This window comes from Bradyrhizobium sp. WSM1743 (genome assembly GCF_000473065.1).
In the GTDB taxonomy this organism is placed as follows: domain Bacteria; phylum Pseudomonadota; class Alphaproteobacteria; order Rhizobiales; family Xanthobacteraceae; genus Bradyrhizobium.
This window is the reverse complement of sequence record NZ_AXAZ01000075.1, coordinates 1-24,058: the sequence shown is the minus strand read 5'-3', so window position 1 is coordinate 24,058 and position 24,058 is coordinate 1. Positions and strand designations below refer to the sequence as shown.

Below are 24,058 nucleotides of genomic sequence, written 5' to 3'. Positions count from 1 at the left end.
TACAAATCCCGGAGTCCACGATGGACCAGGACGTCGCCGCGAAAGAGCAGCCCCGCTACATCAAGCTCAACGACCGCGACAATGTCGCGATCGTGGTCAACGATTTCGGGCTTCCCGCCGGCTCCCGCTTCGCCAGCGGGCTGACGCTGCGCGCCTTCGTGCCGCAGGGGCACAAGACGGCGCTGGTCGACATCGCGGAAGGCGCACCGATCATCCGTTATGGCGAGATCATCGGCTACGCGCTCTCGCCGATCCTGGCCGGCGAATGGGTGGACGAAGCGCGCATCCGCATGCCGGAGGCCCCTGCCCTCGACAAGCTCGAGATCTCGACCGCCGTCCCCGCACCGCTGCCGCCGCTCGAAGGCTTCACCTTCGAGGGGTACCGTAATCCCGACGGCTCGGTCGGCACCAAGAACATCCTCGGCATCTCCTCCTCCGTGCAATGCGTCAAGGGCACGATGGAATATGCGGTCAAGCGCATCCGCGCCGAGCTGTTGCCAAAGTACCCGAACGTCGACGACGTCGTGCCGCTGACGCACGCCTATGGCTGCGGCGTCGCGATCACCGCGCCCGATGCAGTGGTGCCGATCCGCACGCTGCAGAACCTCGCGCTCAACCCGAATTTCGGCGGCGAGATCCTGGTCGTCGGCCTCGGCTGCGAGAAGCTCGCGCCCGAGCGGCTGGTGCCGGAAGGCGTGAACGACGCCATCGTCCGCATGCAGGACGAGGCCTTTGACGGCTTCGGCGCGATCGTCGATGCGATCATGACCCAGGCCGAAGCCCGGCTGAAGGTGCTCAACAATCGCAAGCGCGAGACCTGCCCGGCCTCCGACCTCGTGATCGGCCTGCAATGCGGCGGCAGCGACGCCTTCTCCGGCGTCACCGCGAACCCCGCCGTCGGCTTCGCTGCGGACCTGCTGGTGCGCGCCGGCGCCACCGTGATGTTCTCGGAAGTGACGGAGGTGCGCGACGCCATCCAGCTGCTGACGCGCCGCGCCATCAACGAGGATGTCGGCCGCGCGCTGGTGCGCGAGATGGCCTGGTACGATTCCTATCTCGCCCGCGGCGGCGCCGACCGCAGCGCCAACACCACGCCCGGCAACAAGAAGGGGGGCCTTGCCAACATCGTCGAGAAGTCCCTCGGCTCGATCGTGAAGTCCGGCTCCTCCGCCATTACCGGCGTGCTGTCGCCCGGCGAGAAGGCGACGCAGAAGGGCATGCTGTTCGCGGCAACGCCCGCGTCCGATTTCATCTGCGGCACGCTGCAGCTCGCCTCCGGCATGACGCTGCAGGTGTTCACCACCGGCCGCGGCACGCCCTATGGCCTCGCCGCAGCGCCCGTGATCAAGGTCGCGACCCGCAGCGAGCTCGCGCGGCGCTGGAAGGACCTGATCGACTTCGACGCCGGCAGCATCGCCAGCGGTGAGAAGACCATCGAGGAATGCGGCTGGGACCTGTTCCGCCTGATCCTCGACGTCGCCTCCGGCCGGACTAAGCCCTGGTCGGACCGCTGGGGCATCCACAACGATCTCACGCTGTTCAATCCGGCGCCTGTGACCTGAGGGGCGACAGGCCGGCCTGTCATTGGCCATCGATCAGATGCATGTCGCCCAGCGTGAGGGGCAGGCTGCGGATGATGAGGTCCGCTATCGCCGCACGCAGCCGTTCGCTCGAAGCCGAGCCCTCGAACGGCTCGTCGACCGGCCCGCTCGGGCCGGCGATTCTCACCGTCCCGGTGTTATCGAGCGGCGCGGCCGCCCGCTTCTCGATCACGTCGAACGACTTGCCGTCGATGACGCGGACTTCGTACAGCGCGTGGATCAGGCCATAATCTGCAAGCAGCGTCCGATATTCGGCGAGCCCGACGCCCTCGACGTTACGGCCGTTTCCAAGCTTCGATCTCGCGCGGGTAACGACGATGTACGCGTCCAGTCCCTGCGGGGCGACATCGCTGCGCACCAGCTCCTTGAACGGATCGCTGCGCAAGAGGTTGACGGGCGCAACCGCTGAATCCCTGATGGCGGCAAACGCTGCACGCCTGTAGGTCACCGGCTGCACCCGAAAGCGCGCGCCAAGAAGCCGCGTCGCCTGCTGGACGATCAGCTCGTCCAGCCCCCATGCGCTGATCGAGGCGCTTTGCGCGGCGTTGCCGAGCCCGGTCAGGCCGGCTCGCGTCAGGCTCATCTCCTCGCCGATCGCCGAGACGATGCCGACGGTCTTGATCGCCTGAAGCCGGCTCGCGCGCGTCTCGAACGCCGCGGCGGCGCCGAGGGCGATACAAGCGGCCGCGAGGCCAATCCATAGAAAAGCAATGCGGCGCATGACGGCTCATCGAATCCTGAAATCGAACGAATAGGACGCACCGACACCAACGGTGGTCTGGTTCGACGATCCGCGCTGCTTCACCAGCGGGCTGTCCGCGGCGTCACCGAGCAGCTTCTCGTACTCGACATAGGCGTGAACCTCCCACTGCGGATTGATCCGGTAGGAGATCTGGCTGCCGAAGCCGACCGAGTGCGCACCGCCCCTGGCATCGTATCTCGGCAACCCTGATGCCAGCGCCTGCGCGGCATCGACGCCGAAATACGGCGCGGTGGCCTTGGTGCTCTTCCAGGTGAAGCGCGGGCCGGCCGAGATCGTCAGCATTTGAATCAGCGGGACGATGACGTCGGCAGAGACATCGGCCACGGTGCCGGTATGGCCGCCCACACCTTGGCGCAACTCGCTGCGCAGGCGCAGCCAATCCACCGGATAATATTCGACGAAGCCGCCGAGCTCATAGGCGGCCTTGACGTCGCCGAGGCCGGTCAGCTCGGCATATTTGTCGCTCTTGCGCGACGAGACGTATTTGAACGCAGGGCCTGCGCGAAAATTGCCGACGTCGAGCAGCGCGATGCTGGCGCTGTCGCGGGGCCCGCGAAACTGGTCGATCGATCCGGCACGGCGGATGGAGAAGATCGGAATCGGACGAAACTTGCTGTTCTTCGACCCGACGAAATCAGGCGTGTATTCGCCGCCGATACCGACCATGACGGTCCAGTTTCCAGATGGCGAAGGCAGCATCGGCAGCTCGAATGGCGGCGCCGGCAGCGTGAACGCGGTCTGCGCCGATGCGCATTGTGCTGTCACCATGATCGTACCGAGCGTAAGACAGGCGGTCGTCCACCGCGCATTCACCGTGAGGCGGAGAGCGGCTTCTTCAATATGCTTCATTTCGGGGCCCCGGACCGGCCTTCCTGGCCGAGTCGACTGGTGTGGTTAGGAGCCCAGCATGTGGTCCGGCAAAATTGCCCCAAGATTGCAACGGGCGATGGCCCCTGCGACATTCCGCGCACCCGGTGCGCCGCCGGACCAACATTGCCCCAACATTGCAGGGCGGCGCTCGAGCTCCAAAACTTCGACGGCCAGCGCCGGTCAGCCCGCTCGTGCCTGCCTTTTATTCGCCCAGCTCGATGCCTTAAAGGGAACTCGCGCACGAACCGAAACGCCGGACTTCGGCAAGGAAGCGTCGAGATCGGGGCCCTATGGCCCCAAGAGAGTCAAGGACGACCCGCGTGCGCTCGCTCGTGATCGAAGACGAACCGCAGATCGGCGCTTACGTCAGCCGCCTGCTCGGACAATTGCACGGCATCGTCGACCTCGTCGGCTCGATTGCCGATGCCCGCCAGGCGCTGGACAATTTCAAATATGATCTCGCGATCGTCGACCGGATGCTGCCCGACGGTGATGCGCTCGAGGTGGTCACCACCCTGAGCCAGTCGCCGGAGCGTCCCGCGATCATCATGTTGACGTCGAAGGACGCCAAGGAGGATGTCGTCGACGGCCTCAACGGCGGCGCCGACGATTATCTCGGCAAGCCGTTCGAGCCGCAGGAACTGATCGCGCGGGTGCGCGCGGTGTTGCGCCGGCCCCGCCTGCTCGCGCCCTCGGTGCTGTCGCTCGGCAATGTCGAGCTGCATCTCGGCAGCAACGAGGCGGTGGTCGCCGACACCAAAATCCTGCTGCGGCGGCGCGAGGCGCTGATCCTGGGGGCTCTGCTGATGCGGCGCGACCGCGTCATCACCCGCGCCGCCCTGATCGAGGAGATCTACGGCTTCGACGACGAGATCGAATCCAATACGCTCGAAGCGCAGGTCTCGCGGCTGAGGAGGAAGCTGGCTGAGCTCGGCGGCGACGTCGAGATCCGCAGCATGCGCGGCATCGGGTACATCCTGCGGCTGGCAACGCCGCGATGAAATCGATCGCCCGAACCTTTGCACTGTCGCTCGGCATCGCCGCGACGACGATCTTCTTGATCATGGTCAGCATCTTCGTCTCGCGCTACCCGCTGGAGGAACGCGAGTTCAGGGCCTGCCGGGTTGTAGCGGCCGTTCTCGACCGTGCCACTGACATCAATGGGCCAAACCTGACGGTGCGTCCGACTCCAGCCCTCCAGGAATTGAAGGCGGACAGCCCGAACCTCTGGTACGTCGTGTCCGTGGGCGATCTCGTCAGCGAGTACGGCAGCGAGCACCGGCCACCGCTTCCCTTCGCATTCCCCTATCGCGGGCCCGTCGGCCTGTCGGTCTTCAGCACACCCGACCAGAACAGCACGTTCTGTCTCGCCGTTGCGCAACGGGGCTCCTTGCGGCTCACGATGATGGCCGGCGAGCCTCAGGTCCGCTTTGGCCGGATTGCAAGGAGCTTCCTCGTCCGCAACATATTTTCGATCCTCGTGGTGGCGCTGGCCTTTGCGGCGACCGTCGCGATCGGTTCGGCGCTTGCCGCCCGTTTCGTCTCACGCGGCATCGAGCGGGTCGCACGTCGCGCGCTCGCGATCGATCCGTCGGCCCCGCAAGGCCTGATCTCGTTGTCCGAGGTTCCGTACGAGTTGAAGCCGCTCGTCGAGGCGCTGAACCGCGCCTTCGGCGAGATCGACGCCTATATCAGGATGCAGCGCCGCTTCCTCGGCAATGCCGCCCATCAGCTCCGCACGCCGCTCACGCTGCTGCGCGCAAAGATCGAGGACGTGCCCGAGCCGGCCCTGAAAGCCGAGCTGGTGCGCGACGTCCGCCGTCTCACCTCGCTGGTCTCGGCCATGCTCGACCTGGCGCGTCTGCAAAATCACGCGATCGCGAAGCAGTCGATCGACCTCGCCGAAATCACGCTGGACCTACTGGCCGATTTCGGTCCGTCGGCGCTGGACGCCGGCATCGAGCTTGCGCTGGAGCGGGCCGACGATGGGCCGTTCCTGGTGCAAGGCGTCAACGCCGCCGTTCGCAGCGCGCTTGCCAATCTCGTCGGCAACGCGCTCATCCACGCCCGTGGTGCGCGACGCATCGTTGCCACGGTCGGCCGCGGCAGCATCTCGGTTGAAGATGACGGCGCCGGCCTGCCCGACGGCGCGGAACGCAAGCTGCTGGAACCGTTTCAGACCGGCAATAGTGCAGGCGGCGGCGCGGGCCTCGGTCTGTCGATTGTCCGCGAGATCATGGCCGCTCACGGCGGCGAGCTCGTCATTGCCTCCGAGCCCGGCTGCGGCACGACGATGCGCTTGTGCTTTCCCGAGGCCGCCACCGCGGTCAAATCTCCGCAGCTTGATCTGCAAGAGCGTTGAGCGGCCGCCGCATCGGCGCATCCGCGAAACCGTCCGGAAACATTGGCACGGAAAACTTCTTCCACGTTTCGTCCTTTCGCATCAAGCAATCAATATCTGCGCCCAAGGCGATGGGAATGTTCGCGCACGAGCGAACCTGTTTCGGCATCGACGCGACCAAACCTCCGATTGACATCTTCCACGGAGATTTTCCAATGCGTGTTCTTTCGATGATTTGCCGTTGCCGGCGCGATGATTGCGAGCTCGGCCGGTGCCTTCGCCACCGAGCTTCCCTCTTACGAGGTGACATCGTTTCCGATCTCGGCGACGCAGGTGCAGGTGCTCGGCGGCGCCGGCGTCGAGGAGCAGTCGGCAAGCCCTGCGATGATCGTCGCCGGCATGCCCGCCTCGCCCGCGCAGGTCTCTGTGCTATCGCCACGGATCAAGCAGCTCGCGAGCGCCAATACGCAGAGCGATGCGCGTTGAGCTGCTCATCGTCATCCTGGGACGCACGAAGTGCGAACCCGGAATTTCTCGCAGCAACCTCCGGATTCCGGGTTCGACGCTGCCGCGTCGCCCCGGAATGACATCGAAGTTTGATGGCGTCTACGTCATGCTGCCCGGCATGAAGCAGCGCACGCGCGGATGGCCGTCGATATAGTGCTTCCACACCATGGTGCGGCCGATCTTGTTGGGCACGGTGATCACCGCACCGTCCGGCACCGCGACCCATTCGTCGTCGATGCGCACGCGGTAGTGACCGCGATCGGACTCCCAATCGACGTCGGCAATGACATAGCCGTCGGCGTCGGAGCAGCACTGCCCGTATTCGCTATGCAGACTCTCGAACCAGGGTTTTAATGGCGAGTTGGCGTAGCGGCCGTCGTCGCGCGCCAACGCCGATGTGGCCAATAGCGCCATCAATCCCAGCAGCGTGGCGGCACACGATATTGCTTTCATGCTGTCTCCGCGGTCGAAGTGATCGCCGCGAGGCAAACGCTGCCGTCCGCCCTCCGCATGGCGCGCGGCAGGCGTGGGAGACGGCGATGCGCTCCCCCAGCGGCTTTGCCGACAGCTATGCAAATCCGGCGCCAGCCCGCATTCCGGGGAACTACTGGAGCGGGTCCGGAACGTATTCGCCTTTCGGCGAACGTGGCCGCACGGGCCGTGCGGGGGTACGGAAAGACTGATGCCTAGAGGCTGCCCCGTCGGAGCCGGTCATCGGGCTCGCCAAAGGCGAGACCCGTGGCGGGAAAGGACCACGCGCCGAAGCTACAGCTGTGGAGGCGGCCCAGCGTGCGACGCACGCTCCTACTGCTTTGCCGGTGCCGTCGTCGCCCCGCCCTTCTTCGCGGCGGGTGCCGGCGGCTTCGCGGCGGCAGCCTGCGCGGGCAGGTATTTCGCGATGATGGCAGGATCCACCTGGGCGATGTAGGCATCGGGTAAGCGCGTCCAGGTCTCGTCCTTGCCGAGCAGCGCGATGCCGAGATAGCCGCGCAGCGTCAGGGTCTGGCCGTCGGGGCTGACCCGCATGTTGGCCTTCCAGATCTGGCCGTCGCGCGGATTGAGCACGTTGCCGCCTTCGTACTTCAATCCTTCGCGCTTCATGTTGCGGACGAAGGAGATGCCAAGCACCGGCGCGTTCTTGCGATCGTCGGTGCACTTGGAGCAGACTTCGTTCGGATTGTCGGTTGGTCGCGGGAAGGTCTTGGCGATCACGCCTTCGAAGACGCCGTTGTGATCGACGAAGAGGAACCATCCGACCGTCTTGCCGTCTTCGACCTTCTGCCAGAGGCCCGCCGCCGTGGGCTCGGCGGTCTGCGCCGCACACGGCGTCACCGTCGCGAGCGACAATGCGAGCGCGAGGAAGAAGAGCAGCCGAGAGCTGGAAGAATTCCGCATTAGATCACCTTGCTATTCCACGACCGGAATGGCCGCAGACTACGGCGATTTCGCGAACGGTTCCAGCACCAGAAACATGGGGCATCGCCTCCCCGCTGCGTTCCGTCAGTTGACACCGAGCTTCTTTTGCAGGCTGGAGGACGAGGTCGTGTACTGGAACACGAGCCGCTTTTCCGGATAGACATAACGATGGGCTTTTTGCGACATCAGCGCGCCCTCGTGGAAGCCGCACAGGATCAGCTTGATCTTGCCGGGATAGGTGTTGATGTCGCCGATCGCGAAGATACCGGGCACGTTGGTTTCGAACGCGGATGTCTCGACCGGCACCAGATTGTTCTCCAGCGCAATGCCCCAGTTCGCCACCGGGCCGAGCTTCATGGTCAGCCCGAAGAACGGCAGCATGGTGTCGCAGGCAATCTCGCTCAAGCTGTTGTCGTTGCCCTTGATGGTCGCGCCGGTGAGCTTGCCCTCAGCGCCGGAGAGCGCGGTGACCTGGCCGAGCCGCAGATCCATCTTGCCGCCGGCGACCAGGGCGCGCATCTGCTCGACGCTGTGGGGCGCGGCGCGAAACTCGTCGCGCCGGTGCAGCAGCGTGATGCGCTTGGCCAGCGGATGCAGGTTGAGCGTCCAGTCGAGCGCGGAATCGCCGCCGCCGACGATCAGCACGTTCTTGTCGCGGAACGTCTCCATCTTGCGCACGGCGTAATGCACCGACGTGCCTTCATAGGCCTCGATACCCGGCACCGGCGGACGCTTGGGCTGGAATGAGCCGCCGCCGGCCGCGATCACCAACACCTTGCATTCGAACACCTTGCCGGCATCGGTGGTGCAGCGGAAAGCGGGATCGCCGATCTTCTCCACGGTCTCGATCATCTCGCCGAGATGGAAGGTTGGATGGAACGGCTTGATCTGCTGCATCAGCGCGTCGGTCAGCCCCTGGCCGGAGACCTGCGGAATGCCGGGAATGTCGTAGATCGGCTTTTCCGGATACAGCTCGGCACACTGGCCGCCGACCTTGTCGAGGATGTCGACGAAGTGCGCCTTCATGTCGAGAAGGCCGAGCTCGAAGGCGGCGAACAGACCGCAGGGGCCGGCGCCAATAATCAGCACATCGGTTTTGATCACGTCGCTCATGTCGTCTCTTTATCGGTCGTTATCGGTTGGACGGCGCCCGTTGGGCAGAGGTGACCCTGCCTGTCTAGCCAACGGGGATGGAACAGGGAAGGCATAAAAGCGGGATCGCCCCGCAGCCGCACCCACTTGCCGGGCCAAAATAACTGGGCTGTAACGAGGATGGATATGACGGAGTTCAATCGGTGAACGCACCAGCCCGCCTCGACACGACGCCGCGCCTTGAGGACTACCCCTACCGCCTCAGCGACAACGTCCGCTTCGGCGATCTCGATCCCAACCAGCACGTCAACAACGCGGTCTACGCCACCTATTTCGAGACGGGCCGTGTCACGCTGATGAAGCTTCCCGAATACGGGCTGACCCCGCCAGGCCTCGCCTGGATCATGGTGCGGCTGGACATGCATTTTCGTGCCGAGCTGCACTGGCCGAACACGATCGAGCTCGGCCTCGGGGTGGTGAAACTCGGACGAACGTCGGTGACTTTCGAGCAGGTCGTGTTCTCGCAAGGAAAGTGCATCGCGTCGGCGACGTCGGTCGGCGTCTTGCTCGATGAGGCGACGCGGCGCCCCGCGCCGCTGACTGCAGAGGTGATCGAGAAGCTCAGACCCTGGCACAAGCGCGGCATCGAGGTCGCGCCGCCGAGCATCTAGTTTAATTAGAGACGATCAGGCCTGGCGTTCCGGCGTCGCCACTATGAGACCGTCGAGCTCGTCGGAAACCTTGATCTGGCAAGACAGGCGCGAATTCGGGCGCACGTCGAAGCCGAAGTCGAGCATGTCCTCTTCCATCGGCGTCGGGCTGCCGACCTTCTCGCGCCAGGCTTCGTCGACATAGACATGGCAGGTGGCGCAGGCGCAAGCGCCGCCGCATTCGGCCTCGATGCCGGGAATGCTGTTGCGGATCGCGGCTTCCATCACGGTTGCGCCGTTCTCGATTTCCACCGTGCGGGTTTCGCCCTTGTGGTCGACAAAGTGAATCTTGGCCATATGTGCTCGTGCTGCCGCGGTGCTGGGAAGGAAGTAGGGTCCGCGCTGTCCTATAACGGGTCGGTCAGCCCGGCGCCATAGCGTTTTGATCCGAAATGAATCCCGGTTTGCGGGAAGAAAACGCGTCAAAACAAAAGACTAGAGCCCGGCTCCGACCGTATCGGCTCACGGCTTCAGGATCGCCTCGATGGCGGCGCGGGCCTCGGTCACCGCCTCTTTCAGCGCGGCGAAGGCATGGGGCCGGCCATGGCCGGTCCGCACCGCGGTCTCCAGGCTGGCTGCGGCATCGGCCACCGCAAAGGCGCCGATCCCTCGCGCCGAACCCTTGAGCTTGTGCGCGAGCGCGCCGGTCTCGGCCGGCATCGCAGCCATCGCCGCCAGCAGTCGGACCGCCTGCTCGGCGAACATCGCCAGCACTTGCTGCGCCAGCTCGGTGTCGCCGAGCGTCATCCGGGAGAGGTGATCGAGGTCGAGCGGGCAGTCGATGGGTGCAAGCGGGGGCGAAGGCATCCAGTCCATCCGTTGCAGTTCAGGCGTCATGGCGCAGGCCCCGGCATCGCGCGGCGGCCGCCGGTCCGGCGGTCAGGTTCCCCTCACCCAAGCATGAAAATGGTTAACGAAATATTTGGGCTGTCTGACGTAGATCTGCCCGTTTATTGACAATAAGTTGCCGCAATCTGCCGAGTCCGGTGGAGAATTGCATTTATTGCTAAGGCGTTACGCCGCGATCCTGTTAACGATGATTAAGAATGTCTTAATCGCGGGCATTTCATTCGCGACGCTCTGCCAATAGGATGTTGCAGAAATTGGCGGACAAGCCGTCCGGGTGGGGACGGCTCGGAGATCCGCACAAGCGGCATGATCCGGTCTGTGGGCTTGCGCCGCGCGCAGGGCTCGCGGGGGGACGCGTACAAGTAACGAGGGCTCGGACTGAACATGGCGAACACTCCGAAAAAGGTCAAAGACCCCACAGAAGTTGCGCTTTCTGCAATCCAGGAAGCCCTCAACATCAGCGACACGGCTGCGGACACCAGCCGCAACGCCTCCGTGCGCAACGAAGCGGCGCCGCCGGTGCCGCCGCCCGCGCCCCCGATCTTCGACGAGCCGAGCTTCGAGCCGCGCCCGGCCGCCAATGAGCGGGCGACCGTGTTCGACCCGGTCGAGGAGCCGCGCACCGCGCGCCGCGCCGCCAATGACGACCGCGAGACCATCGGCCAGCTGCTCCAGGCGCTGCAGAAGGGCCGCCCTGCCCGCAGCGTCTACACCTTCGCCACCGTCTTTGCCGGCATCTGGCTCGCCGCCTGCGCCGCGCTGACCGTCGGCTTCCTGCCCTCGATCCAGGCCGCCATGGGCCAGAGCGGCGGCGCGCTCGTCATCGCCGGTCTCGTCGCGATGTTCTTCGCGCCGATCATGCTGTTCTACTTCCTCGCCAGCCTCGTCTGGCGCGGCCAGGAAATGCGCATGATCGCCCAGGCGATGGCGCAGGTTGCGATCCGCTTCTCCGAGCCGGAAGGCTCGGCCTCCGATTCCATGGTCACCGTCGGCCAGGCCATCCGCCGCGAGGTCGCGGCGATGGGCGACGGCATCGAGCGCGCGATTGCGCGCGCCGGCGAGCTCGAGACGCTGGTCGCCAACGAGGTTGCCGCGCTCGAACGCGCCTATTCCGACAACGAGGTGCGCATCCGCGCCCTGCTCCAGGACATCGCGCATCAGCGCGACAATCTGGTCGGCCAGGCCGAGCAGGTCCGCAGCGCCATCTCCGGCGTGCAGATCGACCTGCGCCACGACATCGCGCTGATCTCGGACGCGATCGCCTCCCGCGTCGACGAGGTTGCCAAGTCCATCACCGGCGCGCTCGAAGAGCGCGGTGCCCACATCACCCAGGCGCTGAGCAATGCCGGCGACAACATGATCCTGGCGCTCGGCGAGCGCGGCGGCGACCTGCTCGACCGCCTCGAGGAAGCCAGCAGCGAGACCACGCGCGCCGTGCTCGACGCCAGCGAGCGGCTGACCACCAGCCTCAACTTCAAGACCGGCCACGTCCACGACGAGTTCGTCGACCTCGCCGACCGCGTCCACGAGATGCTGAACGAGCGCATCGACCGCATCACCGGCGAGTTCGAGCAACGTTCCGCCGCGATCGTCGACGGTATCTCCGAGCGCACCGAGCAGGTGCACGATTCCCTGAAGAACTCGTCGGACTCGCTGCTGCTCGAGCTCGAGCTGCGTTCCAACGATATCTCCGCCAAGATCGACGACGCCGGCAACCGCCTCGCCGGCCAGATCATGACGAGCGGCGACAAGGCGAGCGAGGCGCTCGACGCCACCGTCAACGCCCTGGTAGCCAAGGTCGTCAGCCAGACCGAGACCGCGCACGACTCGCTGTCGCTGCAGATGAGCGCCTTCGACGAGCTGGTGAGAAACCAGGGCACCGAGCTGGTCGAGAAGTTCGCCCGCGACTCCGGCACGCTGGGCGCGCTGATCACGCGCCACATCTCCGAGTTCGACCGCACCGTGAAGACCTTCGGCGGCGAGATCGTCGAGCGGATGGGTCAGCGCACGGAGGACATCGCCGAGACGCTGAAGACCTATGTCGACAATTTCGACACCCGCTTCACGGCGAACGGCGGCAAGATCACGGCGTTGCTCGACCAGCGCCTCGTGCAGTTCGAGACCACGATCGGCGAACGCGTCGCCAATCTCGACACGTCGCTGAACGGCAAGATCGCCAGCCTCGACGGCACGATCGAGGGCCACATCAGGACCTTCGACGACCAGCTCGTCGGCCGCGTCGCCGCACTCGAACAGTCGTTCGACACCCGCGCGAAGTCGATGACCGAAACCATCGACGGTCGCATCAACACGCTCGCGACATCGCTGACCGACGGTGCCGCGCAGGCGATCCAGTCGATCGACTCCCGCCTCACCTACCTCACGACGACGCTCACCGGCGGCGCATCGCAGGCCATCGAAACCATCGATGCACGCCTCAACCACCTCACGAGTTCGCTGACCGATGGTGCGTCGCAGACCATCCAGTCGATCGATACCCGCCTGACGCATCTCACCACAACGCTCACCGGCGGCGCGACGCAGGCGCTCGAATCCATCGACTCCCGCCTCACCTACCTGACCACCGCGGTCACGAACGGCGCCTCGCAGGCTGTGCAGTCGATCGATACGCGTCTGACCCTCCTCACCTCGACCCTCACGGACGGCACCGCGCAGGCGATCGAGGCGGTCGACCGCCGCATCACGGGGGTTACCGAGATCATCGACGGCCGCAGCACGCATCTGACCGACACGGTCACGGCGCGCTTCCAGGACATCCAGCAGGCCATCGAGACCAAGGTCGGCTCGGTCGCCAGCGACATCGACGTGCGCGTGGCGCAGTTCGAGGACCTGCTCGGCTCGCGCGTCGAGGCGGTCGCCGGCCGCATCGAGAGCAGCGGACGCCAGGCCAGCGAGGACATGATGTCCCGCGCCGAGATGATCTCGACCGCGATCCGTTCGCATGTCGAGGACGCCGAGCGCTCGCTCACCAACCTCGTCGTCAACACCAGCGAGACGATCCAGACCGGCGCGCGCACCGCTCAGCAGTCGCTGCTGACGGTCTCCTCCGACGTCAACGCCCAGCTCAAGATGACCTCGGCCGAGGTCGAGCAGGCGCTGACCGCGGTCGGCACCGGTGCGGCGAACTCGATCCTGACCAGCGCCCGCGAAGCGCAGTCGACGCTGGTCGCCGCATCGGGCGAGGCGTCCAGCCAGATCAAGGGGCTCGCGGCCGACGTCGAACGCACGCTGTCGGCGGCAGGTTCCGCCACCGCAGCCTCGATCCTGGCCGGCGCCCGCGAGGTGCAGACCACCCTCGTCACGGCGTCCTCGGATGCGGCCAGCCAGGTCAAGGCGCTCACCGCCGACGTGCAGCGCTCGCTGTCGATGGCCGGCACTACCACGGCGGAATCGATCACCGCCGGCGCCCGCGATGCGCAGAGTGCGCTGATCGCGGCCTCGACCGAGACCGCCAACCAGATCAAGGCGCTGTCCTCGGACGTGCAACGCTCGCTCACGATGGCGGGCACATCGACGGCCGAGACCATCATGAGCGGCGCCCGCGAGGCACAGAGCACGCTGGTCACGGCGTCCTCGGATGCGGCGAGCCAAGTCAAGTCGCTCGCGGCCGAAGTGCACCGTTCGCTCTCGCAGGTCGGCCAGACGACCGCCGAGACGATCACCACCAGCGCCCGCGACGCCCAGAGCACCCTGCTCGCGGTCTCGGCCGAACAGACCAGCCAGGTCCGTTCGCTCGCGGCCGAGATGCAGCGCGCGCTGGCGACCGCCGGCGGCGCCACCATCGAGGCGCTCACCAGCGGTGTTCGCGAGGCCCAGGGCTCACTGATCTCCGCCTCGACCGACGCGGCGAGCCAGATCAGGTCGCTGACGACGGACATCGAGCGCACGCTGACCGCGGTCGGCGCCGACACCGCCTCGACCATCCTCAACAGCGCGCGTGAGGCGCAGATCTCGCTGACCTCGACCTCGGCGGACGCCGCGAGCCAGATCCGCACGATCTCGACCGAGATCGAGCGTACGCTGAGCGCGGCCACCGCCAACGCGACCAACGACATCCAGACCAGCGCGCTCAACGCCCAGAACGCGCTGATCTCCGCCTCCAACGAGGCGAGCTCGCGCGTCAAGTCGAGCTCGGCCGACGTCGAGCGCTCGGTGCTCGCCGCCAGCTCCAGCTTCGGCCAGGCCATGACCGGCAAGACCGACGAGATCGTCACCTATGTGCAGCAACAGGCCGACCGTCTGTCGAACATGATCGACGCCAAGCGCGGCGCGCTGGTCGACGCGATCGGCACCAAGACCAGCCAGCTCACGCTCGACATCGACCGCGTCACCTCCGATGCGCTGAAGTCGATCGAGACGCGCGGCCAGGCCTTCTCGCAGACCATGATGGGCAACGGCTCGGAAGTCGCCCGCACCATCAACGCGGCGAGCGAGGTCGCCACGAGCGCGGTCGGCAAGTCGCTCAAGGACCTCGAGCAGGCCTCGCGTTCCGCGATCGACCAATCGCGCCAGGTCTCGATCGCGGCCGTCACGGAGATGCAGGAGACCAGCAAGATCCTGCGCACCGACACGGTCGCCCTGTTCGAGCGTCTGCGCGAAGGCAACATCCTGCTCCAGGAGGTGCTGACCGGTGCGCACGACAACCTCAACTCGCTCGAGCGGGCGCTGGTGACCCGCGTCGCCGACTTCGTCTCGGCGATGAACGACGTCACCTCGCGCAACGGGGCTGCGACACAGAATCTGGAAGAGCAGCTCAACGTCTTCAACAGCAAGACCACGAAGGCGCTCCAGGATCTCGGCGAGCTGTCGACCCAGTTCGACAAGCACGGCCAGGCGCTGGTCCAGGCCGCGCAGGTCGTCGAGCAGAGCAACAAGAACACCACCGCCTCGCTCGCCGAACGCAAGCAGGCGCTGGAATCGCTCGTCACCACGATCGACCTGCGCACGGCCGATCTCGATCAGCGGCTGTCGCGCTTCACCGGCCTGCTCGATGAATCGCTGGCCGCGGCCGAAGAGCGCGCCCGCGACATCGCCCGCGTCGTCGCCGAGACCGCCGGCGCAGGCTCGGCCGCGATCACCCGACAGTTCGAGGCGGTGCGCGCGGCGTCCGAGGAGGAGCACCGGCAGACCATCGAGGCGATGCACGACATCTACCGCCAGACCACCGACGAAGCGGATGCGATGTTCAAGCAGTCAACCGAGAAGTTCACCAACCTCGTCTCCAGCATGAAGCAGATGGCCTTCGAGATGCACAACGAGCTCGAAGCCACCCGCAACGAGCTGCGCCGCGGCGTGCTCGAGATGCCGCAGGAGGCCGCCGAGAGCACGGCGCAGATGCGCAAGGTGATCGTCGACCAGATCGAGGCCCTCGCCGAGCTCAACCGTATCGTCGCCCAGCATGGCCGCGGGCTCGACGTCACCACGGCGAGCCGTGCGTCCGTCGCTGTCCAGCGCCAGGAGGAGCCGCTCATGGCAAGTGCGGGCGGTCGTGGCACCGAGACCCGCATGCGCGACACCGGCAGCGCCTCCACGCTGCCGCCGCCGGACCTCGGCGTGCCAGCCGCGCGCCGCACCGATGCGCCGCCGGTTGCACCCGGCAGCAGCGACCAGGGCCGTGACGGCTGGCTGTCGGACCTGCTCAACCGCACGGACGCCAACCAGGGCGCTCCGGCCGGCCGTGAGGCTTCCCGTGGCCGCGCCGCCCCCGCGCCGCAGCCGCAGGCCCCGCAGAGCAGCAGCAATCCGCTGGAATCGCTGTCGCTCGACATCGGCCGACTGATGGACCGCAATCTCGCTGCCGAGATGTGGGACCGCTACCAGCGCGGCGAGAACAAGGCCTTCACCAAGCGCCTCTACACGCCCGCCGGTCAGAAGGCCTTCGACGAGGTCGCCCGCAAGTACCGCGCCGACCGCAACTTCAAGGGCACGGTCGACCGCTACGTCGCCGAGTTCGAGCGCCTGCTCGACGAAGTCGCCCGCGACGGCCGCGGCCCGCAGGAGCTGCGCAGCCACCTGATCTCGGAGACGGGTCTGGTGTACACGCTGCTGGCGCACGCGGCGGGCCGGTTGGGGTGAGCGGCGAGTAGCGATAGCGAATGACAAATGAAAATGGAGGCCTCACGGCCTCCGTTTTTGTTTGAGCCCGTCTTTGCGAGGCAATCGTAGCCCGCGTGGAGCGCAGCGGAATGCGGGGAGCCAGCAAATAGTCCCGGATGACGCTTGCGCTCCATCCAGGCTACGAGAGCGGCGCACACTCTCTCCACCTCGTCATTGCGAGGAGCTCTTGCGACGAAGCAATCCAGACTACCTCCGCAGAGACAGTCTGGATTGCTTCGCTGCGCTCGCAATGACGAGGAGAGATTGCTGTACTTAAACGCGATTACCGCCTGCCGCTCGGGGCGGACGCCGGCTTCGGCGGCTCGGGCGGCGGGGCTGCTTGCGATGAGTTGCTGGCGCCGAACAGCACGCGGGTCGGGTTGCGGTCAAAGTTGTTCACGGCGCGGCTGATGTCGCCGAGGGTGCGGCGGCCGTCGCTCATCAGCGCGCCGGAGCGCTTGTCGAAATCCTCGGCGAGCTCGCGGATCGACTTCACCGCCTGGAACAGCTCACCACCATCCTTGCCGCCGGCGAGCGTGTTGAGACCGAGCATGAGGTTGTCGGCCTTGAGCATGACGCCGTCGACCTTGGCCATCACGCCGTCGATCTTCTCGGAGTTGCGCGCGAGCGAGTTGGTGAAGGTCTCCAGATTCTTCAGCGAGTTCTTCACCGACTCCTGATTGTCGGCGACGATCTTGTTGATGTTCTGCAGCGTGGCGCGGATCGCCTCGGTGACGTCCTGAAGCTTGTTGGGATCGGCCGTGAGCGTCGGGATGCCGTCCTGGTCGAGCGGCGGCGGGGCCGCGGCCTCATCGCCGCCCTTGAGCGAGATCGCGGCGACGCCCGTGAGGCCCTGGAATTCGAGGCCGACCAGCGTGTCCTTGCGGATCGGCGCGTTGTTCTCGATCATGGCGAGTGCGACAACCCGCCGCGGGTTGTCCAGCTTCACCGAGACCACCTCGCCCACCCTGATACCGTTGAAGTTGACGCTGCCGCCGTTGCGCAGGCCCGCCGCAGGCCCCTCGAACACGACGCGCAAGGGACTGCGCTGCTTGGTGGTGTGCAGCGACTGAAACCACAGCACGAAACCGATCGCGGCGGCGATCACCGCCAGCGTGAACGAACCGATCAAGACGTAATTCGCCCGCGTTTCCATCAGGTGCTCCGGCTACAACCCAGCTCTCAACCCAGCCACTTAACCCATGACCGCGCGGGCGCGCTTGCCATGGAAATACTGCCTCAGCCAGGGATGCTGCGAGGCCTGCATGTCGGCGATCGACCCTGCCGCAATGATCTTACCGTTCCCTAAAACGGCGATGCGGTCACACGCGGTGTAAAGGCTGTCGAGATCGTGGGTTACCATGAAAACGGTCAGCCCCAAAGTGCGCTGGAGCGTCCGGACCAACTCGTCGAAATCGCCGGCGCCGATCGGGTCGAGGCCCGAGGTCGGCTCGTCCAGGAAGACGAGGTCCGGATCGAGCGACAGCGCGCGGGCGAGCGCGACACGCTTGATCATGCCGCCGGAGAGTTCGGACGGGAAGCGCTCGGCGACTTCGGGCTTGAGGCCGACCATGGTGAGCTTGGCCATGGTGATCTCGTCCATCAGCCGCTGCGAGACGCGTAAGTATTCGCGCATCGGAAACTGGATGTTCTGGCGCACGGTCAGCGAGGAGAACAGCGCGCCCTGCTGAAACAGCACGCCCCAGCGCCGCTCGACGTTGCGGCGCTGCGACGTGCTCGAGGAATCGAGATCGGCGCCGAAGACTTCAATGCTGCCCGCAACCTTCGGCACGAGGCCGATGATGGTGCGCGTCAGCACCGATTTGCCCGCGCCCGAGGGACCGACGAAGCCAAGGATCTCGCCGCGCTTGACGTCGAGGTTGAGCCCATCGAGCACGCGCGTTGCGCCGAACTGCACGGTGATGTCGCGCACGCGGATGATGGGATTTTGGATTTCGCCTGCCATCGTCACATCCCGATCGAGGCGAAGAAGATGGCGAACACGCCGTCCATGACGATGACGAAGAAGATGCCCTTCACCACCGACGCCGTGGTGTGCTGACCCAGCGATTCCGCGCTGCCCTGCACGGCGAGCCCCTCGACGCAGGCTACGATGCCAATCACGGCGGCCATCACGGGCGCTTTGACAATGCCGACGATGAAATGATCGATCGAGATGGCGTCGCGCAAGCGCAACAAGAAGGCCTCCGGCTGCACGCCGCCATAGAGCCAGGCAACCAGGCCGCCGCCATAGAGCGCGGCCATCGCGCCGAGGAAAGCAAGGATCGGCAACGCCAGCACGAGCGCCATCATGCGCGGCAGCACCAGGACCTCGATCGGGTCGAACCCCATGGTGCGCAGCGCGTCGATCTCCTCGCGCATCTTCATCGAGCCGAGCTCTGCGGTGTAGGCACTCCCGGATCGGCCTGCGACCATGATGGCGACCAGGAGCACGCCGATCTCGCGCAGCACCAAGACGCCGAGCATGTCGACGACGAAGATGTCGGCGCCGAAGCGACGGAAATGGAAAATACCTTGTTGCGCGATGATGCAGCCGATCAGGAAGGTGATCAGCACGATGATCGGCACCGCGCGCCAGCACACCTGCTCCATGTGATGCACGGTCGAGGTCAGGCGAAGCGAGCGCGGATGGATCAGGACGCGAAAGCCTGCCGCGAGCACGGCGCCGAGCATGTCGACGAGGCCTGCCACCGTGCCGGCGAGCCCGGCCACCGCCCGGCCGATCTGATCCAGCATGCCGGTGATAGTGATCGGGCTGCTGTCGACCACGGCCGTCGCCCTGACCCGCCGTACCTCGTCGACGAGGCTGGAATAATTGGCGGACAGCCCCGCGATCTGCGCCTCGACGGGTCCTTTGGTCAGGCTGCGGCGCAGCCGCTCGATCAGCCAGGCCCCGAACGTGTCGAGCTTGGCGACCTCGGACACGTCGATGAAGATGCTTTGCGGGGAGCCGGCGAGCTTCTCGGCGTCAGTCACCATCCGCTCCAGGACCGGCGCAAAGCTCGCGGTCCAGGTGCCGGTGGCGCAGAGTGCCAGCGCGTTGCCCTTGGCAATCCGCTCCAGCTTCGGATCGCCGTTCAAGATGTCCGCTCCCGTGCCGAGGCGCAGGAAACGGATAGAATCGGATGGTTGCGCACGCGCCCTTACCTAGAGAAGGTATCCCCAACTGCCCATTGTTAGTTGCTAGAGGTAACTAGCAGGTTCAGATTTCGCCAGAGTTCAAAATGACTTCCAGCAAACTTGTGTCTCTGGCGGCCCGAATCGAGCGCTTCCCGATCGCCGGCAGCTTTACCATCAGCCGGGGGGCCAAAACCGAGGCCGTGACGGTCGTGGCGGAGGTCAGCCGGGGCGGCCTGACCGGCCGCGGCGAGTGCGTGCCCTATCCCCGTTATGGCGAGACGCCCGAGGCGACGCTGGCCGCCATCCAGGCCATGCAGGAGGCCGTCGCGGGCGGGCTGACGCGGCAGGCCCTCCAGGCTGCCATGCCGCCGGGCGCGGCCCGCAACGCCCTGGACTGCGCCCTGATCGACCTCGAGGCCAAGGCGGCGGGCTTGCGCGCCTGGAACCTGCTGGACCGTCCGGCTCCGGGCGAGCGCACCACGGCCTACACGATCTCGTTAGGGACGCCCGAGGCCATGGCCGCGGCGACCGCCAAAGCCGCGCACCGGCCGCTGCTCAAGATCAAGCTTGGCGGCGACGGCGATCCGGAGCGGATCAAAGCAGTGCACAAGGCCGCCCCCGAATCCGAGCTGATCGTGGATGCCAACGAGGCCTGGACCGAAGCCAATCTGGAGCACAATCTCGCCGCCTGCGCCGCGGCCGGCGTCACCCTGGTGGAACAGCCGCTGCCGGCGGGCAAGGACGAGGCGCTGGCGCGGATCAGGCGGCCGCTCGCGGTCTGCGCCGACGAGAGCGTGCATGACCGCTCCTCGCTCGCGCCTTTGCGTGAACGCTACGATGCCGTGAACATCAAGCTCGACAAGACCGGCGGCCTCACCGAGGCGCTCGCCATGGCCGATGCCGCGCAGGCGCTCGGCTTCGAGATCATGATCGGCTGCATGGTCGCGACCTCGTTGTCGATGGCCCCCGCCATGCTGGTGACGCCGCAGGCGCGCTTCGTCGACCTCGACGGCCCCTTGCTGCTGGCGCGCGACCGCGATCACGGCCTGCGCTATGACGGCAGCCTGGTCTATCCGCCGGACGCTTCGCTCTGGGGATGAGCCTCGAACCGATGCCGCGCCGACCAGATCACCAGCGCGCCGGCCGCGGCCATCGCCGCCATGACGTAGTACAGGCCATCACCGATCCGGGCGTAGATCGCGCCTGACGCGATCGAGGTCGCTGCGCCCAAGAGCCCATTGCAGGCGGCATAATAGCCCTGCCCCCGCGCGATCTGATGCGAGGGCACGCGCTGCACCAGCAGATTCATGGTGCCGAGAATGGTCATGCCGAAGGTGAGGCCGTGGCCGAGCTGCACGATCGCGAGCAGCGCGAGCGGCGGCTCGCTCGCGGTGACGGTCCAGCGCAGCACGGCGCCCAGGCCCCCGATCGCCATCATCGTGGACGGATGCAGCGAGAAGCGCGGCGACAGCGCGAACACGACGATCTCGGCGATCACACCCAGCGTCCACAGTCCCGCGATCGTCAGCCCACTGATGCCATGGAGCTGCCAGTTGATGGCCGAGAACGTGTAATAGGCGACGTGGCTGCCCTGGATCAGCGCGGCGGAGGCGATGATGGCCCAGAAGCTGCCATCGCGCAGCAGCGCCGTATCGGCGCGCGCCTCGGCACTCCTACGTCTGATGTCGTCGAGCGGCTGAAGCAACAGGCTGGCGAGGATCGCAACGACCGCCCAGGCCACGATGACCCAGATCAGGTCGCGCGCCGCGATGACGTCGACGAGATAACCGCAGGCGAGCGAGCCCGCGGCAAAGGCCGCCGAGCCCCACAGCCGCAGGGGCCCGTAGTCGAGCCCGTAACGGGCAACACCACGCAGCGCATAGGCGTCGGTGAGCGGCATCGTCGGCGTCCACATCACGCAGGTCAGCGCATAGATCAGGAACAGCGCCAGCGGCTGCTGCTGCAGTCCAACCGCCGTGAAGCCGATCGCGGTCGCGAGCACCGACACCATCATGGCGGCGCGAATGGCCTGTCGCTTTTCGGCAATGGCCGTGACCTGCGGCAGCGTGGTGAAGCGCGTGATCGCCGGCAGCGCGTTGATGAGGCCGATCCAGGCCGCGTCCACGCCGATCGCCTTCAGCCAGAGCGGAAAGAACGGCAGATGCGTGCCCGAAACCGCGAAGACCGCCGAATAGAACAGCGCGAGGCTCACGGCGAATCGCCGCTTCTTCGCTGCCGCGATGGGGATTTGTGATTCGCCTGCCATCAAACCAATTGCGATTCGGTCGATATCGTGGTGATCGTTACAGTAACGCGCACTGATTTGCGCGACGAGATTGTCATGGCCAACGAAGCATTCGCCCTCTCGCCCATGTCTGCCCGCGCGGCCGAGCCGAACGAGCAGGATTACGACGCGATCCGCGAAGCCTTCATGGAGACCGCGCGCGGCCGCTGGTTCCTCGGCGAATACGCCAAGCGCAACCGCAATGCCGACACAAGCATGGTGCTCGACGCGGTCGCCAGAATCGAAGAAACCCTTGCGGCACAGCGACAACCCGTCGTCGAGGACCGCCTGCCCGAGGCGCTGGTCGAGATCCGCCGCGCCATTCGCGAGGCAGAGACGATCGCGATCGCGGCGTTCGATCCCGCCGCGATCGAGGCCAGCCTCGCGCCGATTCCGCGCGGGGTGCGCATCATCAAGGAGATCTCCTGGCGCTGGCGCGAGATCGGCGCAGACGGGCGAATCTGCGACCTCATTGATTCGCAGCTCGCCTCGATCGAGGCCGCTTGCGGTCAGATTTCGACCATCGACCCCCGCGTCGAGCTCAAGGCTGCGTTCGATCTGCTGAGGGATCGGGTCGAGCAGCTTGACGGCGGCGCATCGCCGCAGGCAGAACGTCCCTCGCCGACTCCGGTGCAGGAAACACCACCGCCCGTCACGAAGGCCGCCCCCTCCGAGATGGCGAGGGAAGCTCCCGTGGCTGTCACGGAGACGCCGCAGGACATCGCTGCGACTCCCGAGCCCGAAGCAGCCATTGAGGAGGCCGGCGCCGCCGAGGCATTCGCGATGGCTGAGCAGGCGACGGATGCGGCCACGCCGGAGACCGCTGCCGAGAGCGAGGTCGCGCCCGACAATGCCGCGCTCGAGAACGCCGCGCATGAAGACGTTGCTGTTGAAGAGCCGGTCGCCGAGCCCGGCGCCCTCGCGGAGGTGACCGAGGAGTTTGCGCTCAACGCCGCCGCGGAAGCCGAGGACGAAGCCATCCTCGAGGCGATCGCGCTGGAGATGGCCGCGCCCGATCCTGAGTTCGACGAGATCATCGAGCCGGTCGAGATGGCCGTCGCAACGCCGGAACCGATGCGCACGGAAGTCGCAGCGCCCATTGCCGCCGAGCTTCCGGAGCCGATCGCACCTCAGCCGGTCGTCGCAGCCGTTGCGGAAGACGCACCGATCGCGATGGACTCACTCGCGCGCCTCACCGACGCCATCGCGGAAGCCGCCGCCGAAGTGATGGAGCAGCAGGCCCCAGCCATGGCGGCGACGGCAACATTCGCCGCAGCGCCGAGCGCGGCACTGCCGATGCCCTCGCCTGTCCCCGAGCCCTCGCTCGGCGCCACCATCCTCGCCAGCGGCATCCTGCAAAAACCCCGCGCGCCCGCCAACGACCCCCTCGCACCGATCCGCCGCATGACTCAGGCCGAGAAGATCGCGTTCTTCTCGTAAAGCCGAGCACCGTGTCCCGGACAAGCTGCAACGCGCAAGCGTTGCAGCGCAGAGCCGGGACCCAGAGGCGACGAGCTCTTCGGCAATGGCCCCGGCTCGGCAGCGCACGGTCGAAGAGACGCTGCGCTGCGTCCGGGGCACGAGAGTTGGATTCGATGCGAGCTCCCTCCACACCGTCATTGCGAGCGGAGCGAAGCAATCCAGGCTGTCTCCGCGGAGGAAACTGGATTGCTTCGTTGCGCTCGCAATGACGTGATGAAACAGCGAGCGTCACTCCATCGCCGTCATCCTGAGGCGCGAGCCATGGGACGCAACGCGTCCTGTGGCGAGCCTCGAAGGATGAACGGCCCCGATGCAGCCGGGCCGTCGCCCTTCGAGGCTCGCCGAAGGGGCGAGCGAGTTCTGTGCGTCAAGTTCAGCAAAATTGATCATGGGGTCCGGCCAAGCCATCCCCTCGGAGCCGCCGCCGCTCGCTCGCCCCAAGCGCAGCGCTGGCGAGCGACGGCGGCGGAGAGGGGTGGCGTCCATCCCTTTGGTGGGCCTGAGCATCGTCAGGCCGCCTGACGCAGCATCTCCTTCTTGTGCTCCTTCAAGAGATCCATGTTCAGATAGCGATGGTCCTCGAGCCAGGCCTCGTGGCGCTCGACGGTGAGCGCCCGCACCAGCCGTAAACAGCTCTCGGCATTGGGGAAGATTCGCACCACGTAGGTGCGCCGCCGGATTTCCTCGTTGAGCCGTTCCAGCATGTTGGTAACCGGTATGAGATGTCTCGGTGCCAACGTTCCCGCTGCGGTGTTCTACATCGTGGCGTATGGTGCGACCATCGGGACAGAGGCACCGGGAGCACGAAGTGCGGGCAGGCCGATGTTATTCGATGAGCCGAGAGCTCGAGTTAGTAGCTGGCCGCCTCTGCGACTCGCCCGGTTG

General features: G+C 66.2%; 19 protein-coding genes and 1 pseudogene. 8 read left to right on the top strand and 12 right to left on the bottom strand.

What is annotated here, in order from left to right; all coding sequences use genetic code 11:
- Nucleotides 1–20: 20 nt before the first annotated feature.
- The gene (garD, locus tag YU9_RS0131815) at nucleotides 21–1,562 is read left to right on the top strand and encodes a galactarate dehydratase (RefSeq protein ID WP_027576420.1); all 1,542 of its coding nucleotides are present in this window, start codon (nucleotides 21–23) and stop codon (nucleotides 1,560–1,562) included.
- Between the two features lie 19 nt (nucleotides 1,563–1,581).
- On the opposite strand, the gene YU9_RS0131810 is transcribed toward garD, so the two are convergent.
- Together YU9_RS0131810 and YU9_RS0131805 are read right to left on the bottom strand one after the other, a co-directional pair.
- Nucleotides 1,582–2,322: a hypothetical protein gene (locus tag YU9_RS0131810; RefSeq protein ID WP_027576419.1), complete on the bottom strand. Its 741-nt coding sequence runs from the start codon at nucleotides 2,320–2,322 to the stop codon at nucleotides 1,582–1,584.
- Between the two features lie 6 nt (nucleotides 2,323–2,328).
- On the bottom strand, nucleotides 2,329–3,213 hold the full coding sequence (locus YU9_RS0131805; RefSeq protein ID WP_027576418.1) for a MipA/OmpV family protein: 885 nt from the start codon (nucleotides 3,211–3,213) through the stop codon (nucleotides 2,329–2,331).
- A gap of 341 nt (nucleotides 3,214–3,554) precedes the next feature.
- Here YU9_RS0131805 and YU9_RS0131800 point away from each other — a divergent pair, with 341 nt between their 5' ends.
- The 3 genes from YU9_RS0131800 (at nucleotide 3,555) to YU9_RS0131790 (ending at nucleotide 6,061) form a co-directional block, all read left to right on the top strand.
- On the top strand, nucleotides 3,555–4,235 hold the full coding sequence (locus tag YU9_RS0131800; protein ID WP_027576417.1) for a response regulator transcription factor: 681 nt from the start codon (nucleotides 3,555–3,557) through the stop codon (nucleotides 4,233–4,235).
- Entirely contained in the window at nucleotides 4,232–5,596 is a 1,365-nt protein-coding gene (locus YU9_RS0131795; RefSeq protein ID WP_027576416.1) for a HAMP domain-containing sensor histidine kinase, read from the top strand. Before YU9_RS0131800 ends, YU9_RS0131795 begins: the two co-directional genes overlap by 4 nt.
- Nucleotides 5,597–5,827: 231 nt before the next feature.
- The gene (locus YU9_RS0131790; RefSeq protein ID WP_027576415.1) at nucleotides 5,828–6,061 is read left to right on the top strand and encodes a hypothetical protein; all 234 of its coding nucleotides are present in this window, start codon (nucleotides 5,828–5,830) and stop codon (nucleotides 6,059–6,061) included.
- A 120-nt stretch (nucleotides 6,062–6,181) separates the two neighbouring features.
- Here YU9_RS0131790 and YU9_RS0131785 read toward each other — a convergent pair whose 3' ends face one another.
- The 3 genes from YU9_RS0131785 to YU9_RS0131775 form a co-directional block, all read right to left on the bottom strand.
- Nucleotides 6,182–6,535, bottom strand: a complete 354-nt coding sequence (locus YU9_RS0131785; RefSeq protein ID WP_084299139.1) for a hypothetical protein — start codon at nucleotides 6,533–6,535, stop codon at nucleotides 6,182–6,184.
- Nucleotides 6,536–6,886: 351 nt separating this feature from the next.
- The gene (locus YU9_RS0131780; RefSeq protein ID WP_027576413.1) at nucleotides 6,887–7,477 is read right to left on the bottom strand and encodes a DUF2147 domain-containing protein; all 591 of its coding nucleotides are present in this window, start codon (nucleotides 7,475–7,477) and stop codon (nucleotides 6,887–6,889) included.
- A gap of 105 nt (nucleotides 7,478–7,582) precedes the next feature.
- Nucleotides 7,583–8,611, bottom strand: a complete 1,029-nt coding sequence (locus tag YU9_RS0131775; RefSeq protein WP_027576412.1) for an NAD(P)/FAD-dependent oxidoreductase — start codon at nucleotides 8,609–8,611, stop codon at nucleotides 7,583–7,585.
- 182 nt (nucleotides 8,612–8,793) lie between these two features.
- Between YU9_RS0131775 and YU9_RS0131770 the strand changes: the two genes are divergently transcribed.
- Complete coding sequence (locus YU9_RS0131770) at nucleotides 8,794–9,261, top strand: thioesterase family protein (protein WP_027576411.1); 468 nt, start codon at nucleotides 8,794–8,796, stop codon at nucleotides 9,259–9,261.
- A gap of 15 nt (nucleotides 9,262–9,276) precedes the next feature.
- Here YU9_RS0131770 and YU9_RS0131765 read toward each other — a convergent pair whose 3' ends face one another.
- Together YU9_RS0131765 and YU9_RS0131760 are read right to left on the bottom strand one after the other, a co-directional pair.
- Nucleotides 9,277–9,597 carry a 2Fe-2S iron-sulfur cluster-binding protein gene (locus YU9_RS0131765; protein WP_027576410.1) on the bottom strand — a complete coding sequence of 107 codons (321 nt, stop codon included), beginning with the start codon at nucleotides 9,595–9,597 and terminating at the stop codon, nucleotides 9,277–9,279.
- Nucleotides 9,598–9,762: 165 nt separating this feature from the next.
- Nucleotides 9,763–10,137, bottom strand: coding sequence for an Hpt domain-containing protein (locus YU9_RS0131760; protein ID WP_027576409.1), 375 nt, complete (start codon nucleotides 10,135–10,137; stop codon nucleotides 9,763–9,765).
- Nucleotides 10,138–10,533: 396 nt separating this feature from the next.
- On the opposite strand from YU9_RS0131760, the gene YU9_RS0131755 reads away from it, so the two are divergent.
- On the top strand, nucleotides 10,534–16,245 hold the full coding sequence (locus YU9_RS0131755) for a negative regulator of septation ring formation (protein WP_027576408.1): 5,712 nt from the start codon (nucleotides 10,534–10,536) through the stop codon (nucleotides 16,243–16,245).
- Between the two features lie 304 nt (nucleotides 16,246–16,549).
- Here YU9_RS0131755 and YU9_RS0131750 read toward each other — a convergent pair whose 3' ends face one another.
- The 3 genes from YU9_RS0131750 to YU9_RS0131740 are packed head-to-tail and all read right to left on the bottom strand — an operon-like array spanning nucleotide 16,550 to nucleotide 19,368.
- Nucleotides 16,550–17,422: an MlaD family protein gene (locus tag YU9_RS0131750; protein ID WP_027576407.1), complete on the bottom strand. Its 873-nt coding sequence runs from the start codon at nucleotides 17,420–17,422 to the stop codon at nucleotides 16,550–16,552.
- Between the two features lie 39 nt (nucleotides 17,423–17,461).
- A complete protein-coding gene (locus YU9_RS0131745) occupies nucleotides 17,462–18,232 on the bottom strand; it encodes an ABC transporter ATP-binding protein (RefSeq protein WP_027576406.1) in 771 nt (256 codons plus the stop codon).
- 2 nt (nucleotides 18,233–18,234) lie between these two features.
- Nucleotides 18,235–19,368: an ABC transporter permease gene (locus YU9_RS0131740; protein WP_027576405.1), complete on the bottom strand. Its 1,134-nt coding sequence runs from the start codon at nucleotides 19,366–19,368 to the stop codon at nucleotides 18,235–18,237.
- Between the two features lie 143 nt (nucleotides 19,369–19,511).
- On the opposite strand from YU9_RS0131740, the gene dgcA reads away from it, so the two are divergent.
- Nucleotides 19,512–20,507: an N-acetyl-D-Glu racemase DgcA gene (gene dgcA / locus YU9_RS0131735; protein ID WP_027576404.1), complete on the top strand. Its 996-nt coding sequence runs from the start codon at nucleotides 19,512–19,514 to the stop codon at nucleotides 20,505–20,507.
- Here dgcA and YU9_RS0131730 read toward each other — a convergent pair.
- On the bottom strand, nucleotides 20,477–21,673 hold the full coding sequence (locus YU9_RS0131730) for a major facilitator superfamily domain-containing protein 6 (protein WP_027576403.1): 1,197 nt from the start codon (nucleotides 21,671–21,673) through the stop codon (nucleotides 20,477–20,479). The genes dgcA and YU9_RS0131730 overlap by 31 nt on opposite strands.
- 75 nt (nucleotides 21,674–21,748) lie before the next feature.
- Between YU9_RS0131730 and YU9_RS0131725 the strand changes: the two genes are divergently transcribed.
- Nucleotides 21,749–23,131 carry a hypothetical protein gene (locus tag YU9_RS0131725; protein ID WP_027576402.1) on the top strand — a complete coding sequence of 461 codons (1,383 nt, stop codon included), beginning with the start codon at nucleotides 21,749–21,751 and terminating at the stop codon, nucleotides 23,129–23,131.
- A gap of 551 nt (nucleotides 23,132–23,682) precedes the next feature.
- Here YU9_RS0131725 and YU9_RS0131720 read toward each other — a convergent pair.
- Nucleotides 23,683–23,883: pseudogene (locus YU9_RS0131720) on the bottom strand (transposase); the annotation flags it as partial.
- Nucleotides 23,884–24,058 lie beyond the last annotated feature (175 nt).

Excerpts from the sequence above, each read along its gene's own strand:
- YU9_RS0131790 (WP_027576415.1), top strand. The coding sequence starts at position 5,828 with ATGATTGCGAGCTCGGCCGGTGCCTTCGCCACCGAGCTTCCCTCTTAC.
- YU9_RS0131805 (WP_027576418.1), bottom strand. The coding sequence starts at position 3,213 with ATGAAGCATATTGAAGAAGCCGCTCTCCGCCTCACGGTGAATGCGCGG.
- YU9_RS0131765 (WP_027576410.1), bottom strand. The coding sequence starts at position 9,597 with ATGGCCAAGATTCACTTTGTCGACCACAAGGGCGAAACCCGCACGGTG.
- YU9_RS0131775 (WP_027576412.1), bottom strand. The coding sequence starts at position 8,611 with ATGAGCGACGTGATCAAAACCGATGTGCTGATTATTGGCGCCGGCCCC.
- YU9_RS0131750 (WP_027576407.1), bottom strand. The coding sequence starts at position 17,422 with ATGGAAACGCGGGCGAATTACGTCTTGATCGGTTCGTTCACGCTGGCG.
- dgcA (WP_027576404.1), top strand. The coding sequence starts at position 19,512 with ATGACTTCCAGCAAACTTGTGTCTCTGGCGGCCCGAATCGAGCGCTTC.
- YU9_RS0131760 (WP_027576409.1), bottom strand. The coding sequence starts at position 10,137 with ATGACGCCTGAACTGCAACGGATGGACTGGATGCCTTCGCCCCCGCTT.
- YU9_RS0131755 (WP_027576408.1), top strand. The coding sequence starts at position 10,534 with ATGGCGAACACTCCGAAAAAGGTCAAAGACCCCACAGAAGTTGCGCTT.
- YU9_RS0131745 (WP_027576406.1), bottom strand. The coding sequence starts at position 18,232 with ATGGCAGGCGAAATCCAAAATCCCATCATCCGCGTGCGCGACATCACC.
- YU9_RS0131785 (WP_084299139.1), bottom strand. The coding sequence starts at position 6,535 with ATGAAAGCAATATCGTGTGCCGCCACGCTGCTGGGATTGATGGCGCTA.
- garD (WP_027576420.1), top strand. The coding sequence starts at position 21 with ATGGACCAGGACGTCGCCGCGAAAGAGCAGCCCCGCTACATCAAGCTC.
- YU9_RS0131730 (WP_027576403.1), bottom strand. The coding sequence starts at position 21,673 with ATGGCAGGCGAATCACAAATCCCCATCGCGGCAGCGAAGAAGCGGCGA.
- YU9_RS0131780 (WP_027576413.1), bottom strand. The coding sequence starts at position 7,477 with ATGCGGAATTCTTCCAGCTCTCGGCTGCTCTTCTTCCTCGCGCTCGCA.
- YU9_RS0131810 (WP_027576419.1), bottom strand. The coding sequence starts at position 2,322 with ATGCGCCGCATTGCTTTTCTATGGATTGGCCTCGCGGCCGCTTGTATC.
- YU9_RS0131725 (WP_027576402.1), top strand. The coding sequence starts at position 21,749 with ATGGCCAACGAAGCATTCGCCCTCTCGCCCATGTCTGCCCGCGCGGCC.
- YU9_RS0131795 (WP_027576416.1), top strand. The coding sequence starts at position 4,232 with ATGAAATCGATCGCCCGAACCTTTGCACTGTCGCTCGGCATCGCCGCG.